General features: G+C 69.4%; 21 protein-coding genes and 1 riboswitch. Of the genes, 14 read left to right on the forward strand and 7 right to left on the reverse strand.

Annotation, left to right across the window (positions count from 1 at the left end; translation table 11 throughout):
- The first annotated feature begins 76 nt into the window (after positions 1-76).
- The 3 genes from E1166_RS02370 to E1166_RS02380 all read left to right on the forward strand — a co-directional run bounded on the left by E1166_RS02370 (position 77) and on the right by E1166_RS02380 (position 2,518).
- Complete coding sequence (locus E1166_RS02370; protein ID WP_132335349.1) at positions 77-946, forward strand: sugar ABC transporter permease; 870 nt, start codon at positions 77-79, stop codon at positions 944-946.
- Between the two features lie 52 nt (positions 947-998).
- Positions 999-1,490: a hypothetical protein gene (locus tag E1166_RS02375; RefSeq protein ID WP_132335351.1), complete on the forward strand. Its 492-nt coding sequence runs from the start codon at positions 999-1,001 to the stop codon at positions 1,488-1,490.
- Positions 1,491-1,696: 206 nt separating this feature from the next.
- Positions 1,697-2,518 carry an endonuclease/exonuclease/phosphatase family protein gene (locus tag E1166_RS02380; RefSeq protein ID WP_165944217.1) on the forward strand — a complete coding sequence of 274 codons (822 nt, stop codon included), beginning with the start codon at positions 1,697-1,699 and terminating at the stop codon, positions 2,516-2,518.
- Between the two features lie 316 nt (positions 2,519-2,834).
- Here E1166_RS02380 and E1166_RS02385 read toward each other — a convergent pair whose 3' ends face one another.
- Positions 2,835-3,365: a DUF1877 family protein gene (locus E1166_RS02385; RefSeq protein WP_132335355.1), complete on the reverse strand. Its 531-nt coding sequence runs from the start codon at positions 3,363-3,365 to the stop codon at positions 2,835-2,837.
- Positions 3,366-3,828: 463 nt separating this feature from the next.
- Between E1166_RS02385 and E1166_RS02390 the strand changes: the two genes are divergently transcribed.
- The 4 genes from E1166_RS02390 to E1166_RS02405 all read left to right on the forward strand — a co-directional run bounded on the left by E1166_RS02390 (position 3,829) and on the right by E1166_RS02405 (position 9,283).
- Positions 3,829-4,650 (forward strand): TIGR02452 family protein, encoded by an 822-nt coding sequence (locus tag E1166_RS02390; RefSeq protein ID WP_132335357.1) that lies wholly within the window; start codon positions 3,829-3,831, stop codon positions 4,648-4,650.
- A 679-nt stretch (positions 4,651-5,329) separates the two neighbouring features.
- Positions 5,330-6,724, forward strand: coding sequence for a hypothetical protein (locus tag E1166_RS02395; protein WP_132335359.1), 1,395 nt, complete (start codon positions 5,330-5,332; stop codon positions 6,722-6,724).
- Positions 6,725-6,791: 67 nt separating this feature from the next.
- On the forward strand, positions 6,792-8,036 hold the full coding sequence (locus E1166_RS02400; protein ID WP_132335361.1) for a MoxR family ATPase: 1,245 nt from the start codon (positions 6,792-6,794) through the stop codon (positions 8,034-8,036).
- Positions 8,033-9,283 (forward strand): VWA-like domain-containing protein, encoded by a 1,251-nt coding sequence (locus tag E1166_RS02405; protein ID WP_132335363.1) that lies wholly within the window; start codon positions 8,033-8,035, stop codon positions 9,281-9,283. Before E1166_RS02400 ends, E1166_RS02405 begins: the two co-directional genes overlap by 4 nt.
- A 344-nt stretch (positions 9,284-9,627) precedes the next feature.
- Here E1166_RS02405 and E1166_RS02410 read toward each other — a convergent pair whose 3' ends face one another.
- Entirely contained in the window at positions 9,628-10,254 is a 627-nt protein-coding gene (locus E1166_RS02410; protein ID WP_132335365.1) for a class I SAM-dependent methyltransferase, read from the reverse strand.
- Between the two features lie 302 nt (positions 10,255-10,556).
- Between E1166_RS02410 and E1166_RS02415 the strand changes: the two genes are divergently transcribed.
- Both E1166_RS02415 and E1166_RS02420 read left to right on the forward strand, forming a co-directional pair.
- Entirely contained in the window at positions 10,557-10,865 is a 309-nt protein-coding gene (locus tag E1166_RS02415; RefSeq protein ID WP_132335367.1) for a hypothetical protein, read from the forward strand.
- Positions 10,866-11,169: 304 nt separating this feature from the next.
- Positions 11,170-11,808 (forward strand): DUF6518 family protein, encoded by a 639-nt coding sequence (locus E1166_RS02420; RefSeq protein ID WP_132335369.1) that lies wholly within the window; start codon positions 11,170-11,172, stop codon positions 11,806-11,808.
- Positions 11,809-12,326: 518 nt separating this feature from the next.
- Here the strand turns inward: E1166_RS02420 and E1166_RS31380 are convergent.
- Positions 12,327-12,608, reverse strand: a complete 282-nt coding sequence (locus E1166_RS31380) for a hypothetical protein (RefSeq protein WP_243710102.1) — start codon at positions 12,606-12,608, stop codon at positions 12,327-12,329.
- Positions 12,609-12,640: 32 nt separating this feature from the next.
- Positions 12,641-13,282 (reverse strand): acyltransferase, encoded by a 642-nt coding sequence (locus E1166_RS02435; protein ID WP_132335371.1) that lies wholly within the window; start codon positions 13,280-13,282, stop codon positions 12,641-12,643.
- Positions 13,283-13,435: 153 nt separating this feature from the next.
- Here E1166_RS02435 and E1166_RS30710 point away from each other — a divergent pair, with 153 nt between their 5' ends.
- Positions 13,436-13,597 (forward strand): hypothetical protein, encoded by a 162-nt coding sequence (locus tag E1166_RS30710; protein ID WP_165944211.1) that lies wholly within the window; start codon positions 13,436-13,438, stop codon positions 13,595-13,597.
- Positions 13,598-13,676: 79 nt separating this feature from the next.
- Positions 13,677-14,189 carry a DUF402 domain-containing protein gene (locus E1166_RS02440; RefSeq protein ID WP_132335373.1) on the forward strand — a complete coding sequence of 171 codons (513 nt, stop codon included), beginning with the start codon at positions 13,677-13,679 and terminating at the stop codon, positions 14,187-14,189.
- Between the two features lie 465 nt (positions 14,190-14,654).
- Here the strand turns inward: E1166_RS02440 and E1166_RS02445 are convergent, their stop codons facing one another.
- Positions 14,655-16,034 (reverse strand): FAD-binding protein, encoded by a 1,380-nt coding sequence (locus E1166_RS02445; protein ID WP_132335375.1) that lies wholly within the window; start codon positions 16,032-16,034, stop codon positions 14,655-14,657.
- Positions 16,035-17,150: 1,116 nt separating this feature from the next.
- Positions 17,151-17,336: riboswitch (cyclic di-AMP (ydaO/yuaA leader) on the forward strand.
- A gap of 6 nt (positions 17,337-17,342) precedes the next feature.
- Between E1166_RS02445 and E1166_RS02450 the strand changes: the two genes are divergently transcribed.
- Positions 17,343-17,918, forward strand: coding sequence for a C40 family peptidase (locus E1166_RS02450; RefSeq protein ID WP_132335377.1), 576 nt, complete (start codon positions 17,343-17,345; stop codon positions 17,916-17,918).
- A gap of 419 nt (positions 17,919-18,337) precedes the next feature.
- Here E1166_RS02450 and E1166_RS02455 read toward each other — a convergent pair whose 3' ends face one another.
- Positions 18,338-19,186 (reverse strand): NAD(P)H-binding protein, encoded by an 849-nt coding sequence (locus E1166_RS02455; protein WP_132335379.1) that lies wholly within the window; start codon positions 19,184-19,186, stop codon positions 18,338-18,340.
- Between the two features lie 123 nt (positions 19,187-19,309).
- On the opposite strand from E1166_RS02455, the gene E1166_RS31730 reads away from it, so the two are divergent.
- Positions 19,310-19,612 carry a helix-turn-helix domain-containing protein gene (locus tag E1166_RS31730; RefSeq protein WP_243710103.1) on the forward strand — a complete coding sequence of 101 codons (303 nt, stop codon included), beginning with the start codon at positions 19,310-19,312 and terminating at the stop codon, positions 19,610-19,612.
- A gap of 129 nt (positions 19,613-19,741) precedes the next feature.
- Here E1166_RS31730 and E1166_RS02465 read toward each other — a convergent pair whose 3' ends face one another.
- Positions 19,742-20,044, reverse strand: coding sequence for a DUF1905 domain-containing protein (locus tag E1166_RS02465; RefSeq protein ID WP_132335381.1), 303 nt, complete (start codon positions 20,042-20,044; stop codon positions 19,742-19,744).
- A gap of 315 nt (positions 20,045-20,359) precedes the next feature.
- On the opposite strand from E1166_RS02465, the gene E1166_RS02470 reads away from it, so the two are divergent.
- Entirely contained in the window at positions 20,360-21,040 is a 681-nt protein-coding gene (locus tag E1166_RS02470) for a 2-phosphosulfolactate phosphatase (protein ID WP_165944218.1), read from the forward strand.
- Positions 21,041-21,729 lie beyond the last annotated feature (689 nt).

Here is a 21,729-nt window from a genome sequence, read left to right on the forward strand (position 1 = left end):
GGGTCCGCGAGCCCCGGCAACAGGAGTCGGCCGCGCGGCCCGGCCCGACGCTCGCTCGCGGCGGCAACTGGCGTTGATGCTCGCGCCGTACCTGGTCGGACTGGTCGGGTTGGTGCTGCTGCCGGCCCTGGTCACCCTTGCCCTGGCGTTCACCCACTACGATCTGGTGCGTCCACCGGCCTGGGCCGGCTTCGACAACGTCACCGCGCTGGTCGAGGATCCGATCTTCCGCATCGCGTTGACCAACACCCTGGTCTTCGCGGTGGTGGCTGTGCCGCTGCGGATGCTGCTCGCGCTCGGCCTGGCGTTGTTGTTGCACCGCCGCGCACCCGGGGCGGGCACTGCCCGCGCGGCGGCGCTGCTGCCCACCGCGGTTCCCGAGATCGCGTACGGCCTGCTCTGGCTGTGGTTGCTCAATCCGCTGTACGGGCCGGTCAACCAGGTGCTGCGCGTCGGTGGGGAGAACGGGTTGACCGCGCTGGGGCGCACACCGCCGCAGTGGCTCACCGACCCGACCGACGCCCGGGCCGCGATCATCCTGATGAGCCTGTTCACCATGGGGGAGACCTTCGTGGTGCTGCTGGCCGCGCGGCGGGCGCTGCCCCGGGACGTCTACGAGATGGCCGCGGTCGAAGACGCCACCGGCTGGGACGTGTTCCGCCGGATCACCCTGCCACTGATGGCGCCGGTACTCGCCCTGTTGGCGGTCCGCGACGCCATCGCCAGCCTGCACTTCACGTTCGTGCCGGCGTTCGTGGTGACCGACGGTGGCCCGCCCCCGTACGCCACCACCTACCTGTCGCTGTTCGTGTACCAGACCGGCTTCGAGTACCTGCGCTACGGCTATGCGGCGGCGGCCACGCTGGTGATGATGGTGCTCACCCTGGCCGCGGTGCTGGTGCAGTGGCGGCTGATCCGCCGCTACCGACGCTTCTACCCGCGCTAGCGGGAACCGCGGCGGATGACGGTGCGTCCCACATGACGGAGGTGCGCTGCCCATGCGTCGAGCGTCGATCGTGCTGACCGCGGTCGGGGTGCTGGTGTTGATGACCGCCTGCGGTCTGGCTGGCGACCCCGGGTTACGGCCGGCCGTCCCACCCACCGGTCCACCGCCGCCGAGAAAGGCGTCGACCATCGAGCCCCCGCCCGCTGGCGGCTCCGGCGTCGCGCCGCCGACCAACCCGGGTGGGTCGGCCGGGCGGCCCTCGCCGGACCGCGGCGGTGGCGCGCCGCCCCCGCCATCCGGCGGGGAGATCCCGGGCGGACTGCCGTGGGGCGGGCGCACACTCACCGGCACCGTGAAACGCTCGGGCGGGTGCACCATGCTGGTGGTCGGGACGCGGCGCTGGGCGTTGACCGGTGCGGCGGCCGAGGCACTGAACCCGGGTGACCGGGTTACCGTGCACGGCGCGCTGGCGCCGAGGCCGGCCGCCTGCGCCGACCGGGACCTGGCGCAGACCGTCGCCGTCGCCCGCGTCGACCTGGCCTGACCCAGAGGTGCTCGGTCATCTCCTCGTTCAACGCGGTCTCCGGTGCACCGTGCCAAAACTCGCCCGGTGGCCCTGTGATGAGCGAGTCGATTTCTCGGCGGCTGGGTTTGGCCGATGTGCAGATGGTGTTTCGGCAGCTCGGTTCCAGGTAATTGACCTGTATGGCGGAGTTTGACGACAGCGCGAGGCCAGGTCAGCTGAGGGTGATGACCCTCAACCTGCTTTCGCCGGATCATGCCCACTGGGAACGTCGTCGTTCGGTGTTACAGGCGGGTCTGGCAAGCTTGCGCCCGGACCTGGTCGCCCTGCAGGAAACGGTCTGGGGTGATGGCTATGACCAAGCTCCGGACCTGCTCGGCCCTGACTATCACATCGTTCGTCACTCCGGGCGCTCTGCTGACGGCGTCGGCGCTGCTCTCGCCAGCCGATGGCCGGTCGGTACCGTACGTGAGGTTGACCTGCACGTCACCGACCGCGTGGACCTGCCATGGTGCGCCGCCGTCGTGGCCGAGATCGAAGCGCCACCGCCGATCGGGCCCTTGTTGTTCGTTCACCACAAGCCGACCTACCACGTGGGTTACGCCTACGAACGCGAGCTGCAAGCGGTCGCCTGTGCCGAGTTCATCGAGGAGCAACTCGGCAGCCGGGACATGCACGTGGTGTTGGCCGGGGATTTCGATGACACTCCGGACTCTGCCAGCATAAGGTTCTGGACCGGCAAGCAGTCGCTGTGCCGACGCAGCGTCGCGTACCGGGATGCCTGGTCTGCGATACACCCAGACGAACTCGGCCACACGTTCACACCGCTGAACCCACTCGTGCAGGCCGGCGAGATGTCGCTGGAGCTGGGACGCCGCATCGACTACGTCATGGTTCGCTGCGGCATCCACGGCCCGACCCTGGACATCGTCGACTGCCGGCTGGCCTTTGACGAACCGGTCGACAAAGTGTGGGCCACTGATCATCTCGGAATGGTCGCCGATCTGGCGACACCCGAACATCCACCCGGTGCCTGGCGCTCCTCGTAAACCGCACTCGGAGCAACCGCAGCTGGATTTGTATCCGCTCATAGCCGTCGATCGAGCACCGACCGGAGTTGTGTCCGGCTGACCCGAGAGGATGAGTGACCGCAGGTCAGCCGCTGTCGCGTGGAGGGCACGGCGGTCAGGACCAGCATCCATCGGCACGCCTGCTCGGGCAGGACCACTGTGCCGACGGAGGCGGCAAGCGTCGGGCATGGTCTGCCGGGTGCCCTCATCCAGTCACGCTACCGCTGAATCAACATGTGGCGGGTCAGCCCAGCGGGCGGCCCGCCCGGGGCGCTCCAGCTGGCTGTGCTGCCGCTCAGTCCAGCCAGCAGATCACCGCGTCGCCATCCTTGGCGGCTGCCGCGAAGAAGCTTCGGACGCCTGGCAGATAGTGGGCTACCCATGCCAGCTCGCCGGGTCTTTCCCAGACTCCGGGGTAGATTTCGGCCCGGTCCAACTCCTGAGGGTCGACGCCGCGGATGAGCTCGTCTTCGGTGAGCGCAGCCAGTTGCGAGGCCGCAGCTGCTACCTGGACCGGTGTCAGATAGGAGGGCGGCCCGTAGCCCCAGTCGTCTTCGAGGTTTTCCAGGAAGTCAAGCATCTCGTCGCTGTCGGGTTCGACGTCCGGCAGCTCCACAAACGCCTCCGCTCCTAGGACCAGTGGAATCTCGAAGTCAAGCCGGTCGAGGAGGAAATCGAGTCCGTTCCATGCCTTGTCCGTGGTGCTCCAGCGTTCGGAGTTGTCGTCCCGCTCCGTCCTGGCAAGTCGGTGGGCCCAGGCGAGGTCGGTCTTGGCCTGCTCCAGTTCGTCCGGGGAAACGCGCAGCCAGTTGCCATTTATGCTCACGGCGCCAACCTAAAGGCGGGCTACGACGTTTGCCCTAGCAGCGGGCGACGAGCTCCGGCAACCCGGCGGTCCGTCATCCGCTCGCGGCCGTGGTGGGAAGGGCACGCCGGGAGCTGCGGGCGCTTTGGTCACCGGGCAACGGCGGCTCGCCGACGATCTCGTGACGCTGGGGTTCGGCGCGGAACCTGGATGCTTGCCGGCGGCGTATGCGTATGGAACCCGCGTGGCTACCCCAGCGAAGCAGAGGGACACCGTCACCGGCTTCGTTCGGCGGGCCCAACGCCTTGGCGGGCTCGCTTTCGTCGAGCCGCTTGCTCGTCGGGAAGCCGTGCATCTCGTCGGTAACAAGCCGCTCTTTTACAGCCTCGTGCAGGGCCGGGGAAACTGCTTGTCGGTAGGCGCTCTGCTTGCCTAACCTGCTGGGTGTGCGGGTCCTTCACCTTCCGACTCACCGGGTGTGGCGGTGAGCGGTCGTCTTCGTGAGATTGCTCGGCAGACGGTGTCGATCGCCGATTCGGGACGCTATCGCAATGGTGCCGGTGATGAGGTCGCCATCGGCGCGGCGGTACGTGTCGCGGTTGCCGGCAGTCGTCTTTACCTGCCGGACGAGGTGCTCGTGGTGGGGGACGCGGGGCCCGGGGCCGGCGAGGTGGAGGTGACGTACGAGTCGACGTTGCAGGCGGCCTACCGGCTCGGGTCTGGTGCGGCGTGTCTGGTGTTCGCGTCGGCGAAGAATCCGGGTGGCGGATTCCTGGGTGGGGCGAAGGCGCAGGAGGAGAGCATCGCTCGCTCGTCGGCGCTGTACCCGTGCCTACTTGCCGCGCCGGAGTTCTATGCGTTCCACCGCGGGCAGCGGGATCTGCGTTACAGCGACCGGGTTATCTACTCCCCGGGTGTGCCGGTGTTCCGGGATGACAAGGGCAACCTGCTCGACCAGCCGTACACGACGTCGTTTCTGACCGCTGCGGCGCCGAACCTGGGCGCCATCCTCCGCAACCAGCCCGAGCACGCCGCGGATGTGCCGGCGGTGCTGGTCCGGCGTGCCCGGCGGGTGCTGGAGATCGCGGCTGCGCACGGGCATCGGACGGTGGTGTTGGGCGCGTGGGGGTGCGGGGTGTTCGGCAACGATCCCGCCACGGTTGCCGACGCGTTCGCCGACGCGCTGCGGGTGGTCGACCGATTCGACCACGTGGTGTTCGCCATCCGCGATGGCCTGCCGGGCACACCCGTGTATCGCACGTTCATGGAACGTTTTCCAGGAACTGCTGTGGAAGTGGCGTGGTGACGATCGGGGCTGGGCGTCGCAGGGGCCGGCGGACCCCGCAGGAGAAGAAGCAGCTCAGCTACGAGCGCGACCGGCGGAACAGCTACGGCGAGAACGACAGGAGTTCCCGCACGAGCATCCGCCGTAGCAAGCTTTTTCGCCGATGTTGGGGAGCGAGCGGACTGGCCCGAGTTCGGCGAGTTGGTCCGGGCGGCGTATGGCGAGCCGTGCTGCGACACCGGCCCGGCCAGGCGCGGTTGTTTCCGTTGGACGCCGGAATGCGCGGCCGACGGACCCGCTTCTCCCGCTAGTCGGGTGTGGAATGGTGCGCGATCACCAGGCGCTACCCCGAGGGCACACTCGTCGTGGGGAACCGTCACCAAGGTGTTCCCAGGCAACCGTCAGTACCCGGTCACGTTCGACGTTTGCTGGTCGGCGGTCGAGAACAAGGACAACACCGTCGGTCGGCTAGACCGGCCCGTTGCGTGCAACCCGCCTGCTGGGGCGGACCCCCCGGATCCTGCTGAGGCCAGCAGCGCAGGTGTTCGGGACTGCTCTCCGAGTACCACCCGACGCGACAGATCCGGATATCGGTTCAGGGTGGGGTTGGGCTTGGCATAGCTCACCGCGGGGCGCTATGCTCCGCCGCGATGAATCTCTCTCTCAGATTGGGGGTCCGGTTCGCGCAAGGTGAGTGCTGATGCGCTCGCTGGCCGCGACTGCGGATTCCCGTATTTCTCTCTGGCGGCGTGTACGCGAGTACGCCGTGCCGCCCTCCATGATCGAAACCGCGACCGCTCGTCGTCACGTCGGTGACTGGGCCGGCGCATGCGCTGCCGCTCGCGTTGACGTCGACCTTGACCTGCGCGCTGTGGCTCGCTGCCACGGCCGGGAACTGGCCGCCCGGCTCCGGGCTGATCTCCGGCACCTCGCGCCTGACCTGTTGCGCTGGCACATGCCGAGGATCGCGCCCGACGGGCTGCTGCGCCCCGGCCTGACCGTCTCCCTGGCACGGTACGACCGGGCGGAACACGACGATGCCGAGCCGGTGCATCTCGTTGCCCGGACGCCACCGGCCTGGGCGGATGCGGGCCAACGGATCAGCCTGGCGCTGTGGGTCGGGTCCCGCGACGAGGGCGGCTGCCCGCATCCGCATCCGCGTCCCGACCGTCGGTTCCGTCTCGACCTGCACCGTCACCTGTGGGATGCGCGGAGAGCCGACGAGTTGCGGGGCCGGTCGGGCGCACAGGAGTTGGCTTCCGGCAACGCCGCCGCGATGCGCCTTGATTCGTCCTGGGTCACGTTGCGGGACTGGGGTTACGCGGTGCACCGGTGGGCGGCTGAAGCGGCGTTGCTGCTCCGAGCATCGGGTCGGACCAGCGGTGCCGTGGCGGTGCGGCTCGGGCCTCGACGTCGTCTGGTCCTGGACGTCGTTCCGGCAGGCACAGACCTGCGGTCTTCTGCGGCGCGGATCATCAGGGCGTCGCGGGCTGGTGGCGTCGCCGGGCTGCCGGTGCTGCCCGACGCGGCGGCCTGGATAGCGCCTGACCTGGAGCTGTTGCGCCGCGGGCGGATCGAGGTCGACCGGCTACACCCGCTGGTGGCCGCTGCGCTCGCGGCCGGTCATCCGGCCACCCCGGCGTCTCCGGACCCGGCGGCATCGTCACGTCTGGTGGCCTGCCGGGGAGCCTGGCACCGCATCGGCCTGGTGAACGGGGTGCTCACCCCGCTTGACCACGACCCGGCGGAGATCCGCCGGGAGGAACTGTTGGCTGCGCTGACCGGAACCCCGCTGCCCTGCCTGCGGGCGATCGACGAGGCACACCGCCGTCCGGAGTTCCTTCCCGACATCCGCGCCCGTCTGGACCACGGGGACACCGCCGGCGCGCTGGCCATCGTCGAGGCGCTGCTCGGCCCCAACGCGCTCCTACCCAGCGGGGAGCTGCGGGAGGAGCTGGAGAACGCCGCGCTGCGGCGGATCACGTACGGGCTGTTCCGAGCCGGGCTGACCGGACAGGGACCTGCTCCCTGCCCCCGTGACTGGCAGCCCAAGCGTGACCGCCGATCCCACCCACGTCACGCGATCGCCCGCTGACGAGCGGGATCTCGTCCCCTTGCCCGGCTACAGGGCCGGTCCACCACGACTTCACAGGTGATGACAGATGACTTCCACCCGTACCTCGATCGACCTCACCCCGGTGCCGCAGCTCGACGTCGCCACCGAACTGCTCGCGCTGCTTCGCGACACTGCCACCGAGACCCGCTCCGACCCGCAGTTGGAGGCGCTGACCCTGGCCGTTGCCGCCGACTTGCCGGTGCTGCTGTGGGGCGAGCCGGGAATCGGCAAGACCGCCGCGCTCACCCAGCTCGCCACCGCTCTGGACCTACCGCTGACCACGGTGATCGCCAGCGTCCACGAACCATCTGACTTCTCTGGTCTGCCGGTCGTCGGCGACGACCCGGCGACCCAGGGTGTCCCGATGGCGCCACCGGACTGGGCCGTACGCCTGGTACGCGCCGGTCGTGGACTGCTGTTCCTTGACGAACTGTCGACCGCCCCGCCGGCCGTGCAGGCCGCCCTGCTCCGTCTCGTGCTCGAGCGGCGCATCGGCAGCCTGTGTCTGCCAGCCGGGATCCGGATCGTGGCCGCCGCCAACCCACGATCCTCGGCGGCGGACGGCTGGGAACTGAGCCCGCCGCTGGCCAACCGCTTCGTGCACCTGCAGTGGACGCACGACCACGAGGTCGTCGTACGCGGTCTGGGCGGGACCTGGCCCCGAGCGACGCTGCCCCGGCTCGACCCGCAACGGCTACCGGACGCTGTCGCTTTCGCCCGTCGCGCGGTGTGCGGGCTGCTGTCGGCCCGCCCTGGGCTCGTGCACCGGCTACCCAGCAGTGAGGCCGGCCGCGGTGGGCCGTGGCCGTCGCCGCGCAGCTGGGAGATGGCCCTGCGTCTGATCGCGTTCGCCACCGCGGCCGACACCGCCCGGGAGGTCCTGTCGATGCTGGTCAGAGGCGCCGTGGGCGACGGACCGGGACTGGAGCTGCTGGCCAGCCTGGACCGGATGGACCTTCCCGACCCCGAGGTGCTGCTCGCCGACCCGGCCACCGCCGTCCTGCCCGAGCGCGGCGACCTACGCCAAGCTGTCCTCGACGGCGTGGTGGAGGCGGTACGCCGACGTCCGGAGCGGTCCCGCTGGGATGCGGCCTGGACGTTGCTGGGCCGGGCGTTGGAGACAGGTGCCCCGGATCTGGTGGTCGTGCCCGCATCCACCCTCGCCCGGCTGCGCCAGGAAGACTGGGATGTGCCCGCTTCCATCGGGCGGCTCGCCGGGGTGGTGTCCCTGTCCCGCCGGGCCGATCAGGCGGCGGTCCGGGTCGCGGCGGGCGCGGGGAGCGGCCGATGAGCACCGACCACGCTGGCACGCTGGACCGGGACAAACTCTTCACCGCCCGGCTGCACGCCGCCCGGGTCCGGCCCTACCTGGCGACGGCGTTGTTCGCCCTGCAGGTGGTCGAGTCCCGGCAGGTGCCGACGATGGCGGTGGACCCGTACTGGCGGTGCTATGTCTCACCAGCGTTCGTGGACCGAACGCCCGTGGAGGAGCTTGCTGGAGTCTGGGTGCACGAGGTGTCGCACCTGCTGCGTGACCACCACGGGCGCGGTGAGCGGGTCGCGCGGAAACGCGGTCTGACCGGGCCGGGGGAGCGGCTGCGGATGAACATCGCCGCGGACTGTGAGATCAACGACGACGTCTTCGGTGACGGGCTGGCCCGCCCGGAAGGTGCGGTCGAGCCGAGCTCGCTGCTGCTGCCGGAGGGACAACTGATGGAGGACTACCTGCGGCAGTTCCGGCTCGGCCCGCGTACCCAGCATCTGGCCTGGCTGGACTGCGGCAGCGGCGCCGACGGGCTGCCGCGGGAATGGGACCTCGGACCCGACGGCGCGTACGCCCTCAGCCCACAGGAACGCGACGCGGTGCGGTTCCGGGTGGTCGAGGGCATCACCGGCCGACCGGGGAACGTCCCGCAGGGCTGGCGGCGGTGGGCTGAGCAGGCGTTTCACCCACCGCAGCCGTGGCGGGAACTACTCGGAGCGGCGGTCCGCTGCGCGGTCTCCGCGCCCGGGGTGGGCGAGGACTACACCTACGGCCGACCGTCGAGACGCTCCGCCGGCCTACCCGGCGTCGTCCTGCCGGCGCTGCGACGCCGACCCCCGCGGGTCTGCGTCATCATCGACACCTCCGGCTCGGTCAGCGACGCCGAACTCGGCAGCGCCCTGCTGGAGGTCACCGCGATCGCCTGGGCCGTGGGCGGCCGCCGCGACCTGGTCACCGTGCTGCCCTGCGACGCGGCCGCCCAAGCCGTCGGTCCGCTGTGCCGGGCCGAGGACATCGCGTTGATCGGCGGCGGGGGTACGGATCTGCGCACGGGCTTCGCCCGCGCGCTTCGGCAGAGTCCATGCCCGGACGCCATCGTTGTGCTGACCGACGGGCAAACACCCTGGCCGGTCTCACGGCCGGCCTCCCGAACCGTCGTAGGGCTATTTCACCGCGCCGCCCGGTGGAACGAGGACGATCCCGACTACCGGCCGGACTCCCCGCCCGAGTGGGCCCGTGTGGTCACCATCGGATCCGTTCCCACCCCGCGGTGAGCCCAGCCCACGTCAGCAGATCGGCGGCTAGTCGGGTTGCCACAGCACATGAAACACGTCGGAGGCCTGGTAGAAGGCCGGTACCGGCGCTACGCGCAGCCGATGCGCGGCGAGAATCTGCGGAAACGGTTGGCGCCCGCATGACGGTGCGCCGAGGGTGGTCTGACGGCACTGGATGCCGTGCCCGGCGGCAAGTCGCGGCCCCGGTTGACGGCTACCGCTATGGAATTGGGTGACCTGGGCCGGGGTCAGGGCATCGGAACGGACCGGTCGGGCCCGGTGCTGCTTGCCTAGTCCCACCACATGCTTGACAGATCCGTCCCACCACATGCTTGACGATTGGTCTAGATGAGTGGTCGCTGCGCCCAGAAGAGGGCGTGTCCGCTGCTGCCCTCTGGGACGAAGCCCTCGGAGGTGATTTTGAGTTCCGCCTGGTGCAGCCAGGTCCGGTAGGTGGGGGCGCCGGCGTGGCTCCACCACATGGCGGCGGGGCCGTCGAGCCAGTTGTCCTCGGTGCCGGTCCAAGCGTTGTGGCCGGTGGTAGCAAGCAGCCAGCCTCCAGGGCGTAGCCAGGTGGCGACTTGGTCGATGAGACGTGGTTGGTCGGCTAACGGCATGTGGATGAGCGCGTAGAGGCAGACCACGGCGTCGAACGACATCGGGGGCAGGTCGAGCTGAGTGGCGTCAGCGCGGAGGAAAGTGGCGGTCGGCACCAAGCGGCGGGCTCGCTCGATCTGCACGTCGCTGATGTCGACTCCGGTGACGTGGTGCCCCGCGTTCGTCAGGAAGCGAGCGGCCGGCACGCCGCAGCCGCAGCCGAGGTCGAGGACCGATGCTGCGGCCGGTAGACGCCGATGCAGGTCGGCCAGCCAGGGTGCGTATTGGCCATCGTCGGCGTCGTCCGCGCGGTAGTGGTAGGAGAGGGCGTCGTAACCTCGTCGGACCAAGTCACGCTCGTCACTGTTGCTCACACCGCCTCACGTTACGAGTCTCGGCGTCGGTTGCCGAGTCGCTTTTGCGGAGAGCCCAGGGCCGGCAGCGAGCCGCCCCGTACAGCTACCGGCGCGGATCATGTCAAGCATCTGGTGGGACGCGACTGTCAAGCATGTCCCGTGACGGGACAGGGCCCGGTGCTGCTGTCGCGCCGACCTTATCCATGCGATATCAAGGCATCCATGCGATATGGAGGCGAGCAGCGCCATATCGCGCGCTGCGCCCGCTGGTCGGCGCTCTGCCATCGGGTTTGCCGTGGGAGTTGCTCGCGGACGGCCGAGTGGAGTTACGCCGGGCGGGCTACCGGCTGCTACGCGGCCAGGGCGTCGAGGTCGAGTTGCGCGCGGCTCTGATTCTGGCCGTCGACGCCGACCTACGCCTGGCCACGCGCGGGAAGGCCGATGCCACCCGCATCGCCCGGGACGCGACGCGAGCCACCTGGCGCTACGCCCCCCGGCCGGAACTGCATGTCACCGCGGCGGAACACGCTGAGCTTGTCGCATTGACGGCCCAAGCCGCCGCGGCGCTTGGAGACGAAACGAGCCAGCAGATTGCCGCCTGGTTTGCGAGCAGCCGCTCCGATGAGTAGGCGCCTTCTCAACTGGTACAGATCTGCGCTGGAACCGCGCGCCGATGCGGCTGGGTCACCGTCCCTTCCATGCATCGGGTAGGTGAGACCTGACGTGCCCCGGGGCGCTGATCTGCGCGTCGGTAAGGTGCCAGCCCTGATCGTCCCAGACTTCGACGACTCGGTGGTGGTCGAGCAAGCCGTCGGTGAAGTTTCTGGTGACGCCGGCCCGGGCCCCATTTCGGGCGTGGAACGCACTCGGTGAGGCTCGTCGCCGCGTGCGGGAGGACGCCCGCCGGGTCAGTTCGGCACCATGATTGCTGTGATGTCCTCGAGCGGTCGGTTGTGGTGGATGGTGGGTCCCATCGTTGGGATGGTGTGGGGTGTCGTCGACTCGGTTGTCAATCATGTGCCGGTGATGCTGGGCGAGGTCGGCACTGCGCGTGCTGAGCGTGGCGTCTGGTCGCAGGTTGCGGAGTTCGCGAGTCTGGTCCTGGATGCCGGATGGGCTTGGGCAGCGACGGCCGTGCTGGTGGGCTGGTTGGTGAGCCGGCACGCGCGGCCGGCGTCAGGGATGCTGCGCGGCGCTTTGGCCGGTGGCCTCGCGCTGGCTTTCGCCACCGCCGCCTACTACGGCGCGGACGTGTTGTTCGACGGCGGCGCGTGGTGGGGCATGGCGACTCGGTACTGGCTGATCGGCAGCGTGTTGCTCGGTTCGCCGCTCGGTGTCGCAGGCGCACTGATCCGGCTTCCCGGTCCGACCGGGGTGGTGGCTGCGCTTGTCGTCCCCGCGGGCGCGGCCCTGCAGATGGCCGTTCTGCCTCCACCGCCGGAGAGCCTGATGGCGGAGCCGGTGCGGTGGAGCATCTGGATCGCAGTCGCAGTCGCCACCGTGTTGGTCGCTCGGGGAATCCACAGTCGCAGTGCTGGGGCGTCTCCCAAAGTCCACCGGGCGGCTGAGTAACCTGCTACACGATGTGACGGGTGTTCGTCACTGACGCGCGCACGGTCGGCGGCCCCAGCGTGCAAATGGCCATGGCGGAAGTGCGACCCACGGCGAAGCCGGTGCCGCATCCGTTCAGGAGAAATCTCTGCAACCGCTAGTGTCGTCAGCGTGAGAGATCATCACGGCGACGCTTGGACACTGCACCGACGCTCCGATGGCGGGGTACTTGCTGATCTTGTAGTGACCGGTGGCGATTTCCCGTGGCTGAACGGGCGTGTCGATCCGAAGGATGGGTTCGCGGAGGTCCGGCAACTCTTCGCTGAGGAACTGCGGCTGCTCGATGATATCGATGAAACGCCGAGTCCTGGGAGCGCGCGTACGACGCAGTCCGGAACGCCGTGACGCTTCGGTGCCCGGAGGGCCAGGAGGTTCCTGAGTTCCTTCTCCACATCGATCGCAACGAGGCGTGGTGGCGGTGGAGTGACGAGCCGTTTGACGAGGAGGACGCTTAGGTTGCCCGCCGCCTGCGGCGTGGTTCACGGTCGGGGTCTTTGTGCCTGCCGCCGAGTTCGGCCCACTGCCGTCTTCGCCACGGGCATGCTCTGCGCGGATAACAGCACCATCTGCGCCCGGTGCCAGGTCACCACCGACGCGCTGTCCCTACGGATGATCCGCAGCAGCCGCCTGCCCTCGTCGTCATCGATCTCACGGACCCGCACGCACTCTGCCACATCGGCACAGCTCGCCGGATGGGCGTCGCCGAAGCTGCTCACCGACACCGCGACCCGCGCCGCCCTGGAATCCGGACGGCGCGTCACCTCACCAGAGCACAAGGGCCGCTGATGCCGCGCTAGCCGAGATTGAGAACCTCATCGTCCGCGTGCGTGCCGAACTCGGCGACGCGCACCTCCGCGATGTGCTCGTACCGGCTGATCCGGTCGGTCCACTCCGCGTCGACGCCGAACGCCACCTGCGCGAAGCCCACCCGCCTGACGGCCTCGGCCAGGCCCGGATCGCCAGGCGCCAGCAGCCGCACCGGCGCGTCAAGCGCCACGGTGTGCGGCGGCACGAAGTACTCGTCCGGCAAAACGGTGCGCGCATGGACAAGCGCACCGACAGCGACAACCGAGCCGGCCCCCAACCGTGCGCACTGCAGGACCGTCGCCGCGGTCGCCACATAGACGCACCTGCCGACCTCGCAGCCCAGCAGCGTGGCATGCGGCCCCACGAAGACGTGATCCTCGACAAGCACCGGCTGATCGCCGGCGACCGCAGACCCACGCAACACTGCGTTCTCGCAGATCACCGCCGCCTCCCCGACCTCGATCCGAGACCCCTCGGCATCGAGCACCGCACCGTACATCACCCGCGCCCTCGGCCCCACGCGGACATCACCGACGAGCGTGGCCGTCGGGGCAACGTAGGCGGTGGGATGGACCTGCGGTTCATACCCGCGGTGCCGGATGCGGATTCCCTGCGCTTCAGCGACCATGGGCGGATTCTCACCCGACCGCGGCGACCATGCTGGCGGATTTCAGACGTCGCATTCGCCGAGACAGGTGCCATCCGCGATCTGAGGCACTACAGGGCGAACGTTGACTGATACGGCACTAGAAGCTTGACGTCGGACGGGCTTGTTGCGGCGGTGGAGCTTCTCGAATGGGCTGGCGGCGACCTGGCGGACGGTGGCGTCGCCCTTGGCCTCCGATTCGCCGACAGCTGGCTGACCCTGTACAACGCCTTGGACGAGAACGGGATCGCGTTCGGCCAACTCGGCCCGCAGTACCGCCGACTGCGCCAGGGATGAACCCATCGGATCCGCCGCACGAGCGGACGGCCATGCCCCGTCGAAGCGCGGCAGGCTACGTCTCGCCTAGGGTGCTTTCGTGAGCACGGGGGAGGCTACCGACGGCGTGCGACTACACAAGATCAAGCGTCCTGGTGGCGTCTTCTGGTTCGATCTGCAGCAGGTCGGACAGGACCGTGATGGGACGTGGCTGCGCGGTGCGGTCGGTTCGCCATGGGGTGCTCCGCATGACTGCGGCGCTTTGTCCGTACCGGTTGTGGTGTTGCTGGCGGCGAACCGTCCGTGGGTGGCGTGGTGGGTCGGTGATCCTGCTGACCAACGGCTCGAGATCGACGTTTGCCTTCCACCGGAGGTCACCGAGGCAGGCTGGTGGTATGTCGATCTCGAGCTGGACCCGGTGCTTCACGAGCGCGATGGGCGTGTCGAGATCGAGGACTGGGATGAGTACGAAGAGGCGTGCCACAACGGGTGGATGAGCTCGGGTGACGCCGAGCTCGCACGCGCCACGGCTGAGCGTTGTGCGGATGTCCTCAGGCGGGGGATGGAACCCTGGCTATGGCGCGGGTGGCGGATACTTCGCCAGCAGGCGTGAGACCGATCGCCGTGCGCGCTCATCGGCGGTTCGGGACGTCGGCTGGACCGGAGTCCGGCCCCGAAGCGTGACGGCACCAGCTGGCGCCGACACCCTCGGCAGCAGATCGGTGCGTCCAGGCGCGGCGTTGGACGGGCAACATGGCAGTCAAGATCCTCGAAAAACGCCGTCCGGGCCTGCCGACCACAACGGAGTGGTCTCGTCACCCTTCGTTCAGACTGACGACGAGCAGGGGATGCTCCGGCAGCGAGACGGCGTCAACGACGAACACCACCGGATGCCTGTACTGACGCGGGTAGGCGCGAGGATAACGGGCACGGGTGCCGTACTGCTGAGGCCGATCAGCGATCGGTCCTCCACGAACTCGACACCGGCCACGACAGAACGCGGTGAGCAACCTGGTCGGCGGCGGGCGGTCATGCGGGTGGGCGGCTGTCCCCCGGCCGCCCACCCGCGGTGCCCGGCTCAGCGGGTGGCCAGCTCCTCGACCCGCGCCACCGGTTCCGCGTGGACGGGGTGCGGCGCGGTACGCCGGCCGGACCAGAGCACCCGGGCGACGATCCCCGGTGCGAAGAGCCCCGGCGGTGGCGTCATCAGGTTGGCGACGCTCAGGAAGCGCTGCCCCACGACCGGGTGTCGCGCGGCGGCGGCGTGCAGCCGGGTGACGTACCCGTTGAGGAAGCGGGTCCGGCGGCTGCGCGGCCCGACGACCGTCGGGTGGCGCAGGTCGGCGCCGACGGCCATGTCCCACGGCACGTCGACCACCTTCGACGCGCCGCCGAAGAAGCGGCGGGGCAGCTCTCGCCGGCCCTGCCGGAGGCAGTCGCGCAGCACCACCGCCTCCGCCGCGGCCACCGTCATGCCCTGCCCGTACGCCGGGTTGAAGCTGCACAGCGCGTCGGCGACCGCGATGAAGCCCTCCGGCAGGCGGGTGAGGTGCTCGTAGCGGCGGCGCACGCTGGTGGGCAGCCGCATCCGCTTGGGCGGGCCGAGCGGCTCCGCCCGGCTCAGCAGCGCGTGCAGCTCCGGGGCGGGCAGCCGCGCGGTGAAGGCGAGGTAACCCTCGGGGTCGGTGGGCGGGGCATGGTTCGGGCCGACGCCGAGCAGCGTGACCATCCACCGGTCGCCCTCCGCCGAGATGGCCACCCCGCCGTACGGGGCGTTCGGCGAGGGGCTGCTGACGAAGGCGGCGAAGTCGGCCTCGCCCGGGGTGCGGCGGTAGTCGCGGGAGACGTACACCGTGCGCGGATCCACCCGGTCCTCGACGGGCGGCTGGTAGCCGAGTTCGGCGAGCCAGGTGCGGCCGCGGTTGCCCCGGCCGGTCGCGTCCACCACCAGGTCGGCGTCGTGGCGTTCCTCCCGGCCGCCCCGGGGCAGGACCCGCGCGCCGACGACCGCGCCGCCGTCGGCGAGCAGCCCCAACGCCTCGCACCTGTCGCGGATTTCCACGTTGGGCAGTGCCCGGACCCGGTCCCGGACGTACGCCTCCAAGGCGCGCCGGCTGACGCAGAGCCCTTCCAGCCCGGAGGCGACCCGGGGAATCCGGTGGCCGTCGTTGACCCAGATGACGTCCCGCTGGACGTCGATGGTGACCGCCCCCTGGGTGGTCAGGTCGGCGGTCAGGCCGGGGAAGAACTCCTCCAGGATCTGGCGGCCCCGGGCGAGCAGCCCGTGCGAGTGTCCACTCTGCGGCACAGCCTTGCGGTCGACAGCCTCCGCCGGCAGTTCGTCCCGGTCGAAGACGGTTACCTTCGCGTACGACTCGCTCAGCACCCGCGCGGCGAGCAGGCCTCCGATGCTGCCGCCGAGGATGATCGCCTGCCCGGTCTGATTGGTGGTGGCCACGGCTGACTCCGTTTCACTGAATGGATGTCTACAGTGAGCGGCACGGCATGCCCGTGGGTAAAACGAATTAAGGGACGGCTAGCTGACAGTGAATGTCCCGTCAGCGGTTCCACCACTTCCCGATCTGTGGGCCGATCGACCTTCGGTCGCCATAGCCCCTGGTCAAGGCGCATCTGTCAGCTCTACTGATCGGTGTCGTGAGCGATATCTCAGTCGTGTAGCGGTCATTGTTGGCCGGTTCTCGGCGCACCGAAAGGATGACGCGGCGAGCCAACCGATCAGGCATCGCGACACGACGGGAAGGCGACGACTGGCGGACGACGGCTGGGTTTTTCGATCGGGAATCGGCCCGGCCGTGTTCGGACGGTGGTGGGCGTGGCGGACTCAGTAACCGCCGGCCGCCGCGAATCCCACGAAGATGATCACGGCCGCGGCACGCCGGGCGGACGCGGGGATTCTCCCGAACGTCACCGGCCGAAGGAGCGGCCCGGGTGCTCGGCGCTCAGCAGGTGAAGTGCGCACTTCGTGGACACCGGGGGTTGGATCTCGTCCAGCGACACGACCGACGGGACCGCCCGCACCGGGTGGCCGGTGCCGCATGCCGCACCGGAGCGGCTTGACGGACCCGTCGAAGGTCACGAGCCGGGCCAGGACCGGGCCCGGCTCGGCGGCTGCCGACCGGAGCCGTAACGGCCAGCAAGAGCTCGTGGCGGTGCAGAAGCCGAAGGCACCGTGGGGGCGAACCGAAGGCGGCCGTGCTCGCCGTTTCGGTTCGGATCCGCATGCCGTCCGGCAAGGGCGACCTGCCCTTACCGGTAATCGCCAGTCGGCGTACGGCCGAGGCTGTCGGCGCGAAGATCACACTCTGTTCAGCATTCCTGTGTCCCCCTTCACAGCAAGATATTGCTCCTGCGTAACGCCTCGGGGGCAGTACGTGACGGCAAACGCCGCACCGGCCTTCCAAACCGGACACGTCTCGCGGAGGTCACTACAACAAGTAGCGGTGACGGGGAGACGGTCGGCACGCAACGGCGGCTATAAAGGACGAGCGGCGTGCACCTGCTCGCCGCTCGTGCCGATCCGGACCACGCCGAGCCCTGCCCCGGTCCGACGCCACGAACCTGAACGACCACCCATGAGGCAATCGGGGGCAGGGACGGGGGAACCACATTCGTGGTCCTCGACCGGCACGCGCAGCACTCGGCCGGCCGCAGGGCCTTGGGGTGAAGCCGCGACAGCGGCCGGGCAATCCTTCCCGCCCGAACCCGACAGCTAACCTCGCAGGCGTGCCGGAGGGATTCCTTCACCGTGCACGAAAACATCTCGAGTCGGCGCCTGCGCAAGCTGGGCACCGGCAGCATCGCCCTGTCCGTCGGTCTCGGCCTGCTGTCCGGCGGGCTCGGCGCGCCGCAGGTCGCCTCCGCCGCTCCGGCGGTCACAGCCGTCTCTGCCACGGCGGCGTTGCCCCGGGGCGGCCCGCAGTCGGCCCGCCCGGTAGCGGCAACGACCGTCAAGGCCGCAGCCAAGCAGGCGGTCGGAACCCGAGTGGTCGCCGAAGCGGCCAAGCACAAGGGCAAGCGGTACCTCTACGGCGCGGCCGGGCCCAAGCGTTTCGACTGCTCCGGGTTCACGCTGTACGTCTACAAGAAGACGATTGGCAAGAAGCTGCCGCACAAGGCGAACCTGCAACAGCGGTACGGCAAGGCCGTCAGCAAGGCGAACGCCAAGCCGGGTGACCTGATCATCATCCGCTCCGGTTCGTACGGCACCCATGCCGGCATCTACGCCGGTGGCGGCAAGATGTGGTCGTCGCCACGGACCGGCAAGACCGTCAGCAAGCAGAAGATCTGGAGCCGTAACTACGTCGTCAGGCGCCTGGCCTGACGGTGACGAGCACGCCATCAGCCACGGCGGGACCGATTCCGGCCCCGCCGTGGCTGATGGGTCTTGCGTCTTTGTCACGCACTCGCACGGGTGCCGCAAGCGCCGCGCTGGTCAGTCCGTTACGAGCACGGCCTGATATCCGGCCGATCAGGGCCGTTGACCTCGAACCGTCCGCCGAGCACGGGGTAGCCGACCACCAGCGCCGCGAGCGCCTGCTCACCGCCCGGTAGGCGTTGACCTCCGCCAGCGACGCAGCAGCGGTTGCGTCCACGCTCGCACTCCGGGTAGTCATGCCATCCGCGGTCGGCGGCACGCCAGCGCGCTTGAGTTCGGGACGTTCAATGACCGCCATCAAGGTTTGTCGCCACGGCGCTGGCCGCGGCGCCGTTGACGGGCGACGCCGTGGCCAGCGGAGGGGTTCAGGCGGCCCAGTCCTGCCGGGCTGCCCAGGCCCGGACGGTGGTGGTTCCACGGACGACGAGCGTCGGATCCGGTAGTGGGGCCGGGTTGATGTACGCCGCCGCGATGCCCGATGCAACCGCTTCCCCCAGGTGTGGTGCGAGCATCCGGGCGTAGTCCTGCGGGTCGATGGTGTGCCAGCGGAGCCGGCGGCCGGTCGCGGCCTCGATTTCGGCGGCTACCTGCGGGCCGGTCAGGGCCGACGGGCCGGCCACGAATCGCGCGGTCGGCGGCGCCGCTGCTACGACGAGGTCGGCGACGACTGCGCCGAGGTCGTCGGCGGCCAACCACGGGTTCGGGAGCTGCTCCGGCATTGGGTAGCGCAGCTCGCCCTGGGTGTGCACCAGTGGCCGTGACCAGGCGGCCACGAGGTTTTCCAGGTAGGTGCTGGCCGGACCGACCACAGACGCCACCGGCACCGTGTCGGGCAGACGGGCGGCCAGACGGATCCTGGCATCGACGAAGGGCATCCCGACCGGGTCGGTCGGGAGAGCACCGCCGGTGTTGAAGACCGCACGAGGTACGCCCGTCTTTCCGAGCGCGCCGAGGACGGTGTCGGCCTGGCGCACCGCGTCGGCGGCGAAGTGCAGCGGCAGCTGGATGACGACCGCGTCGGCGCCGGCGTACGCGGCGACGAGTGCGTCGAGGTCGAGCAGGTCGGCTGGGACGGCTTCGACGGCCGGGTCAACGGCTAGGCGGGGATGCCGGGCGACGGCCCGGATCCGGTGCCCCGCCGCGCGCAGGCGGCGGATGATCGCGGTGCCTTGGGTTCCGGTGGCGCCGTGGACGACGACGGTGGTTTCGCTCATGGGATCGACCGTAGTTCCCCGACTGAATCAGTACCCACGAAGTTATATTGTATCCCTGTGGAAACCATTGGCCCTGAGCAGCTGGAAAGCCTGATCGGCCGATCGAGCGGTCCCGGCTGCGGTGTGGAACGTGCTCTGCAGGTACTTGACGGCAAATGGAGCACCCTCGTCGTCCGCGAGCTGCTGAGCGGGCCCAAGCGCTTCGGCGAACTACGGGCCGCCCTCGGGACCCCGAGCGCCAAGACCCTTACCGACCGGCTACGGGTGCTGGAGCACCAGGGGATCCTCACCCGCACCGTCCATGCCGAGGTCCCGCCACGAGTGGTGTACGCCCTGACCGAGCAGGGACACAGCCTGAGCAGCATCCTCCACGCCATGCTGCTGTGGGGCGAAGCCAACCCGGGACCCGGTGCTCGACCACGGTGACGGGCCGCACGACCACAGACGCACATCCGCGGCTAACACTCCACCCGCTACCCACCCACTCCGCGGGCCGTCAGCCACTCGTGGCCCAGCCGCGCCGCCCCGGTGAGCTGACGCCGGCTCTCGCCGTTGTCACGAGTGGAGGAGTTCGACGCGCACGGCCACGACGTCACCCGCGTCGAGGGCTTCTGCCTGGCGGACGGCGCGCTTGACCGGCAAGACATAACAACCACGTGCGCTGTCCGGGAAGACCGACGTCGTCCACGTGCTGTCGCCAACCGTGGCCCGCACACGCACCGCACCGAAGCCGCGACGCGGTCCGCCAGCCAGATCACGGATCTCGTCGGAGGCCTCGGCCGGCAGGCTGACGAAGGTCCAACTGGCGGCACGTCGGGCATCCCACATCCACAGCTCGGCATCGAAAACGACGACCACGGGCCGAGCATTGCACGCAGGTCCGACAACTGGCCGTTGCTGGGGGCGAACCGGATCGCATGCCGCAGCCATCGTGACGGTTCGGGTCGCCGAACTCGAAGCCACAGGCCCCGGGGAGCGGCCACGGGGCCGTCGTGGACGATTCCCGTCGGCCGCCACGGCCCTCGGGCGCATCGCTCATGCCGTGGCCCAAGCGTTACGGATCGTGGCCGTCGACGTCCCGAGGGAGGCCGGGCCGTGCCGATGGCGGCGCGCCGGATCTCGCTACGAGAATGTTCTTGCAAGTCGGACTTCCAGAGCGGACGATCGGGTGCCGTGTCGATCGTGGGTATGGATGCTGAAATCCCGACTGGCGGGGTCGTCGTCGTTATCGATGTGATTCGGGCTTTTACTACGGCCGCGGTTGCTTTCGAGCGTGGCGTGACAGAGATAGCCTGTGCGCCGTCAGTCGAGGTCGGCCGAGGTCTCCGGCGGCTGCACCCCGACGGCCTTCTGGTCGGGGAGACCAACGGGCTCAAGCCCGTGGATTTCGACTTCGGGAACTCGCCGTTCGAAATGTCGGCGGCGCGGCTTGACGGCCGGCGTCTGATCCAGGCGACATCGAACGGCACGCTCGGGCTCGCCCGGTGTCCGGACCCGACGGCGCTGCTCGCGGTGTCAGCGCTCAATGTCGGTGCCACCGCCCGATGGATCGCGAGCAACCACGCCGAGACTCCGTGCACAATCATCTGCACCGGGAGGACCGCTGAGGACTGGGCCTGTGCGAGGCACCTGAGCCACCTTCTCAACGGGTCAGCGCCGCGACGGGCAGACCTGGTCGCTGGCATCATGGACGGCGCCGCCGAGCACGCTCGTGGCTATGCACAGTTCCCCGCGTCCGAACGTGTTGATCTTTCCAGCGATCTCCCTTTCTGCTGCGATGTCGACCGGGCCGAGTTTGCCATGGTCGGCGATGTCCGCAAAGATCACGTTGTCCTCGCAAAGGTGCCGTGCTGAAATGACCTGTCTTCGGGCCCGTCATCAGCCAAGTCGGCTGGAAGTGTCGGGGGCCAGCCTGGTCTTCGGCGCTGGCTGACATCCGATATCGTCCCGTGATCAGCACCGACTCGGCGTCCGGATCCGCCGATGGTGCGGCGGCGTCGCTCGATCTGCCGTTCCACCGCGCGCTCATCGGTTCCGAGATCGATGAGGACCGCGACAACACCGCCGACCAGCGGTACGCCGCAGTTCTGACGCCCCGCGCGGACGGCTTGGCGTACGCCCCGCCACCGCCTGAAGCGCGACGAGTCGGCGACAATGTCGACGTTCCCAGCAGGCGAGCCGGCGGGTCAAGGGCCCTACATACCTTGTGGGTGTGCCGAGAGCCTTGGTGACTTCAGGGCCGCCGCTGGAACCGTAGATCGGCTTTTCGCGCGCCGTGCGGGAAGGGCCGTACGTGTCCGTGGCCGGTGCCGTGCCGATCGCGGACGACGGGGCCAGCCGCTCCGGGAGACGTCTACGCGCACGTACGTTGCCTGGACATGCCGAGCAAGCGCTGCGCGAAATCGGTGCGACGCTGTGTCAACGCCGGCTGAAGTTTGACCCCTCTGTTCCGGCCGAATGTTGACCCCCTCGTTGGTTGTTGATGTTCAGTCGTTGGTCTTGGTGGCTGCGGGAACGCGGCCGAGGTCGCGGTCTTTGAGCCG

Origin of the sequence: Micromonospora sp. KC213, assembly GCF_004348325.1 — a bacterium.
Classification (GTDB): Bacteria; Actinomycetota; Actinomycetes; order Mycobacteriales; family Micromonosporaceae; genus Micromonospora.

Bases quoted from the DNA above. Each gene is read 5' to 3' on its own strand.
- E1166_RS02375 (WP_132335351.1), top strand. From the start codon at position 999: ATGCGTCGAGCGTCGATCGTGCTGACCGCGGTCGGGGTGCTGGTGTTG.
- E1166_RS02370 (WP_132335349.1), top strand. From the start codon at position 77: ATGCTCGCGCCGTACCTGGTCGGACTGGTCGGGTTGGTGCTGCTGCCG.
- E1166_RS02420 (WP_132335369.1), top strand. From the start codon at position 11,170: ATGTCCTCGAGCGGTCGGTTGTGGTGGATGGTGGGTCCCATCGTTGGG.
- E1166_RS02395 (WP_132335359.1), top strand. From the start codon at position 5,330: ATGCGCTCGCTGGCCGCGACTGCGGATTCCCGTATTTCTCTCTGGCGG.
- E1166_RS02455 (WP_132335379.1), bottom strand. From the start codon at position 19,186: ATGAGCGAAACCACCGTCGTCGTCCACGGCGCCACCGGAACCCAAGGC.
- E1166_RS02405 (WP_132335363.1), top strand. From the start codon at position 8,033: ATGAGCACCGACCACGCTGGCACGCTGGACCGGGACAAACTCTTCACC.
- E1166_RS02435 (WP_132335371.1), bottom strand. From the start codon at position 13,282: ATGGTCGCTGAAGCGCAGGGAATCCGCATCCGGCACCGCGGGTATGAA.
- E1166_RS02380 (WP_165944217.1), top strand. From the start codon at position 1,697: ATGACCCTCAACCTGCTTTCGCCGGATCATGCCCACTGGGAACGTCGT.
- E1166_RS02400 (WP_132335361.1), top strand. From the start codon at position 6,792: ATGACTTCCACCCGTACCTCGATCGACCTCACCCCGGTGCCGCAGCTC.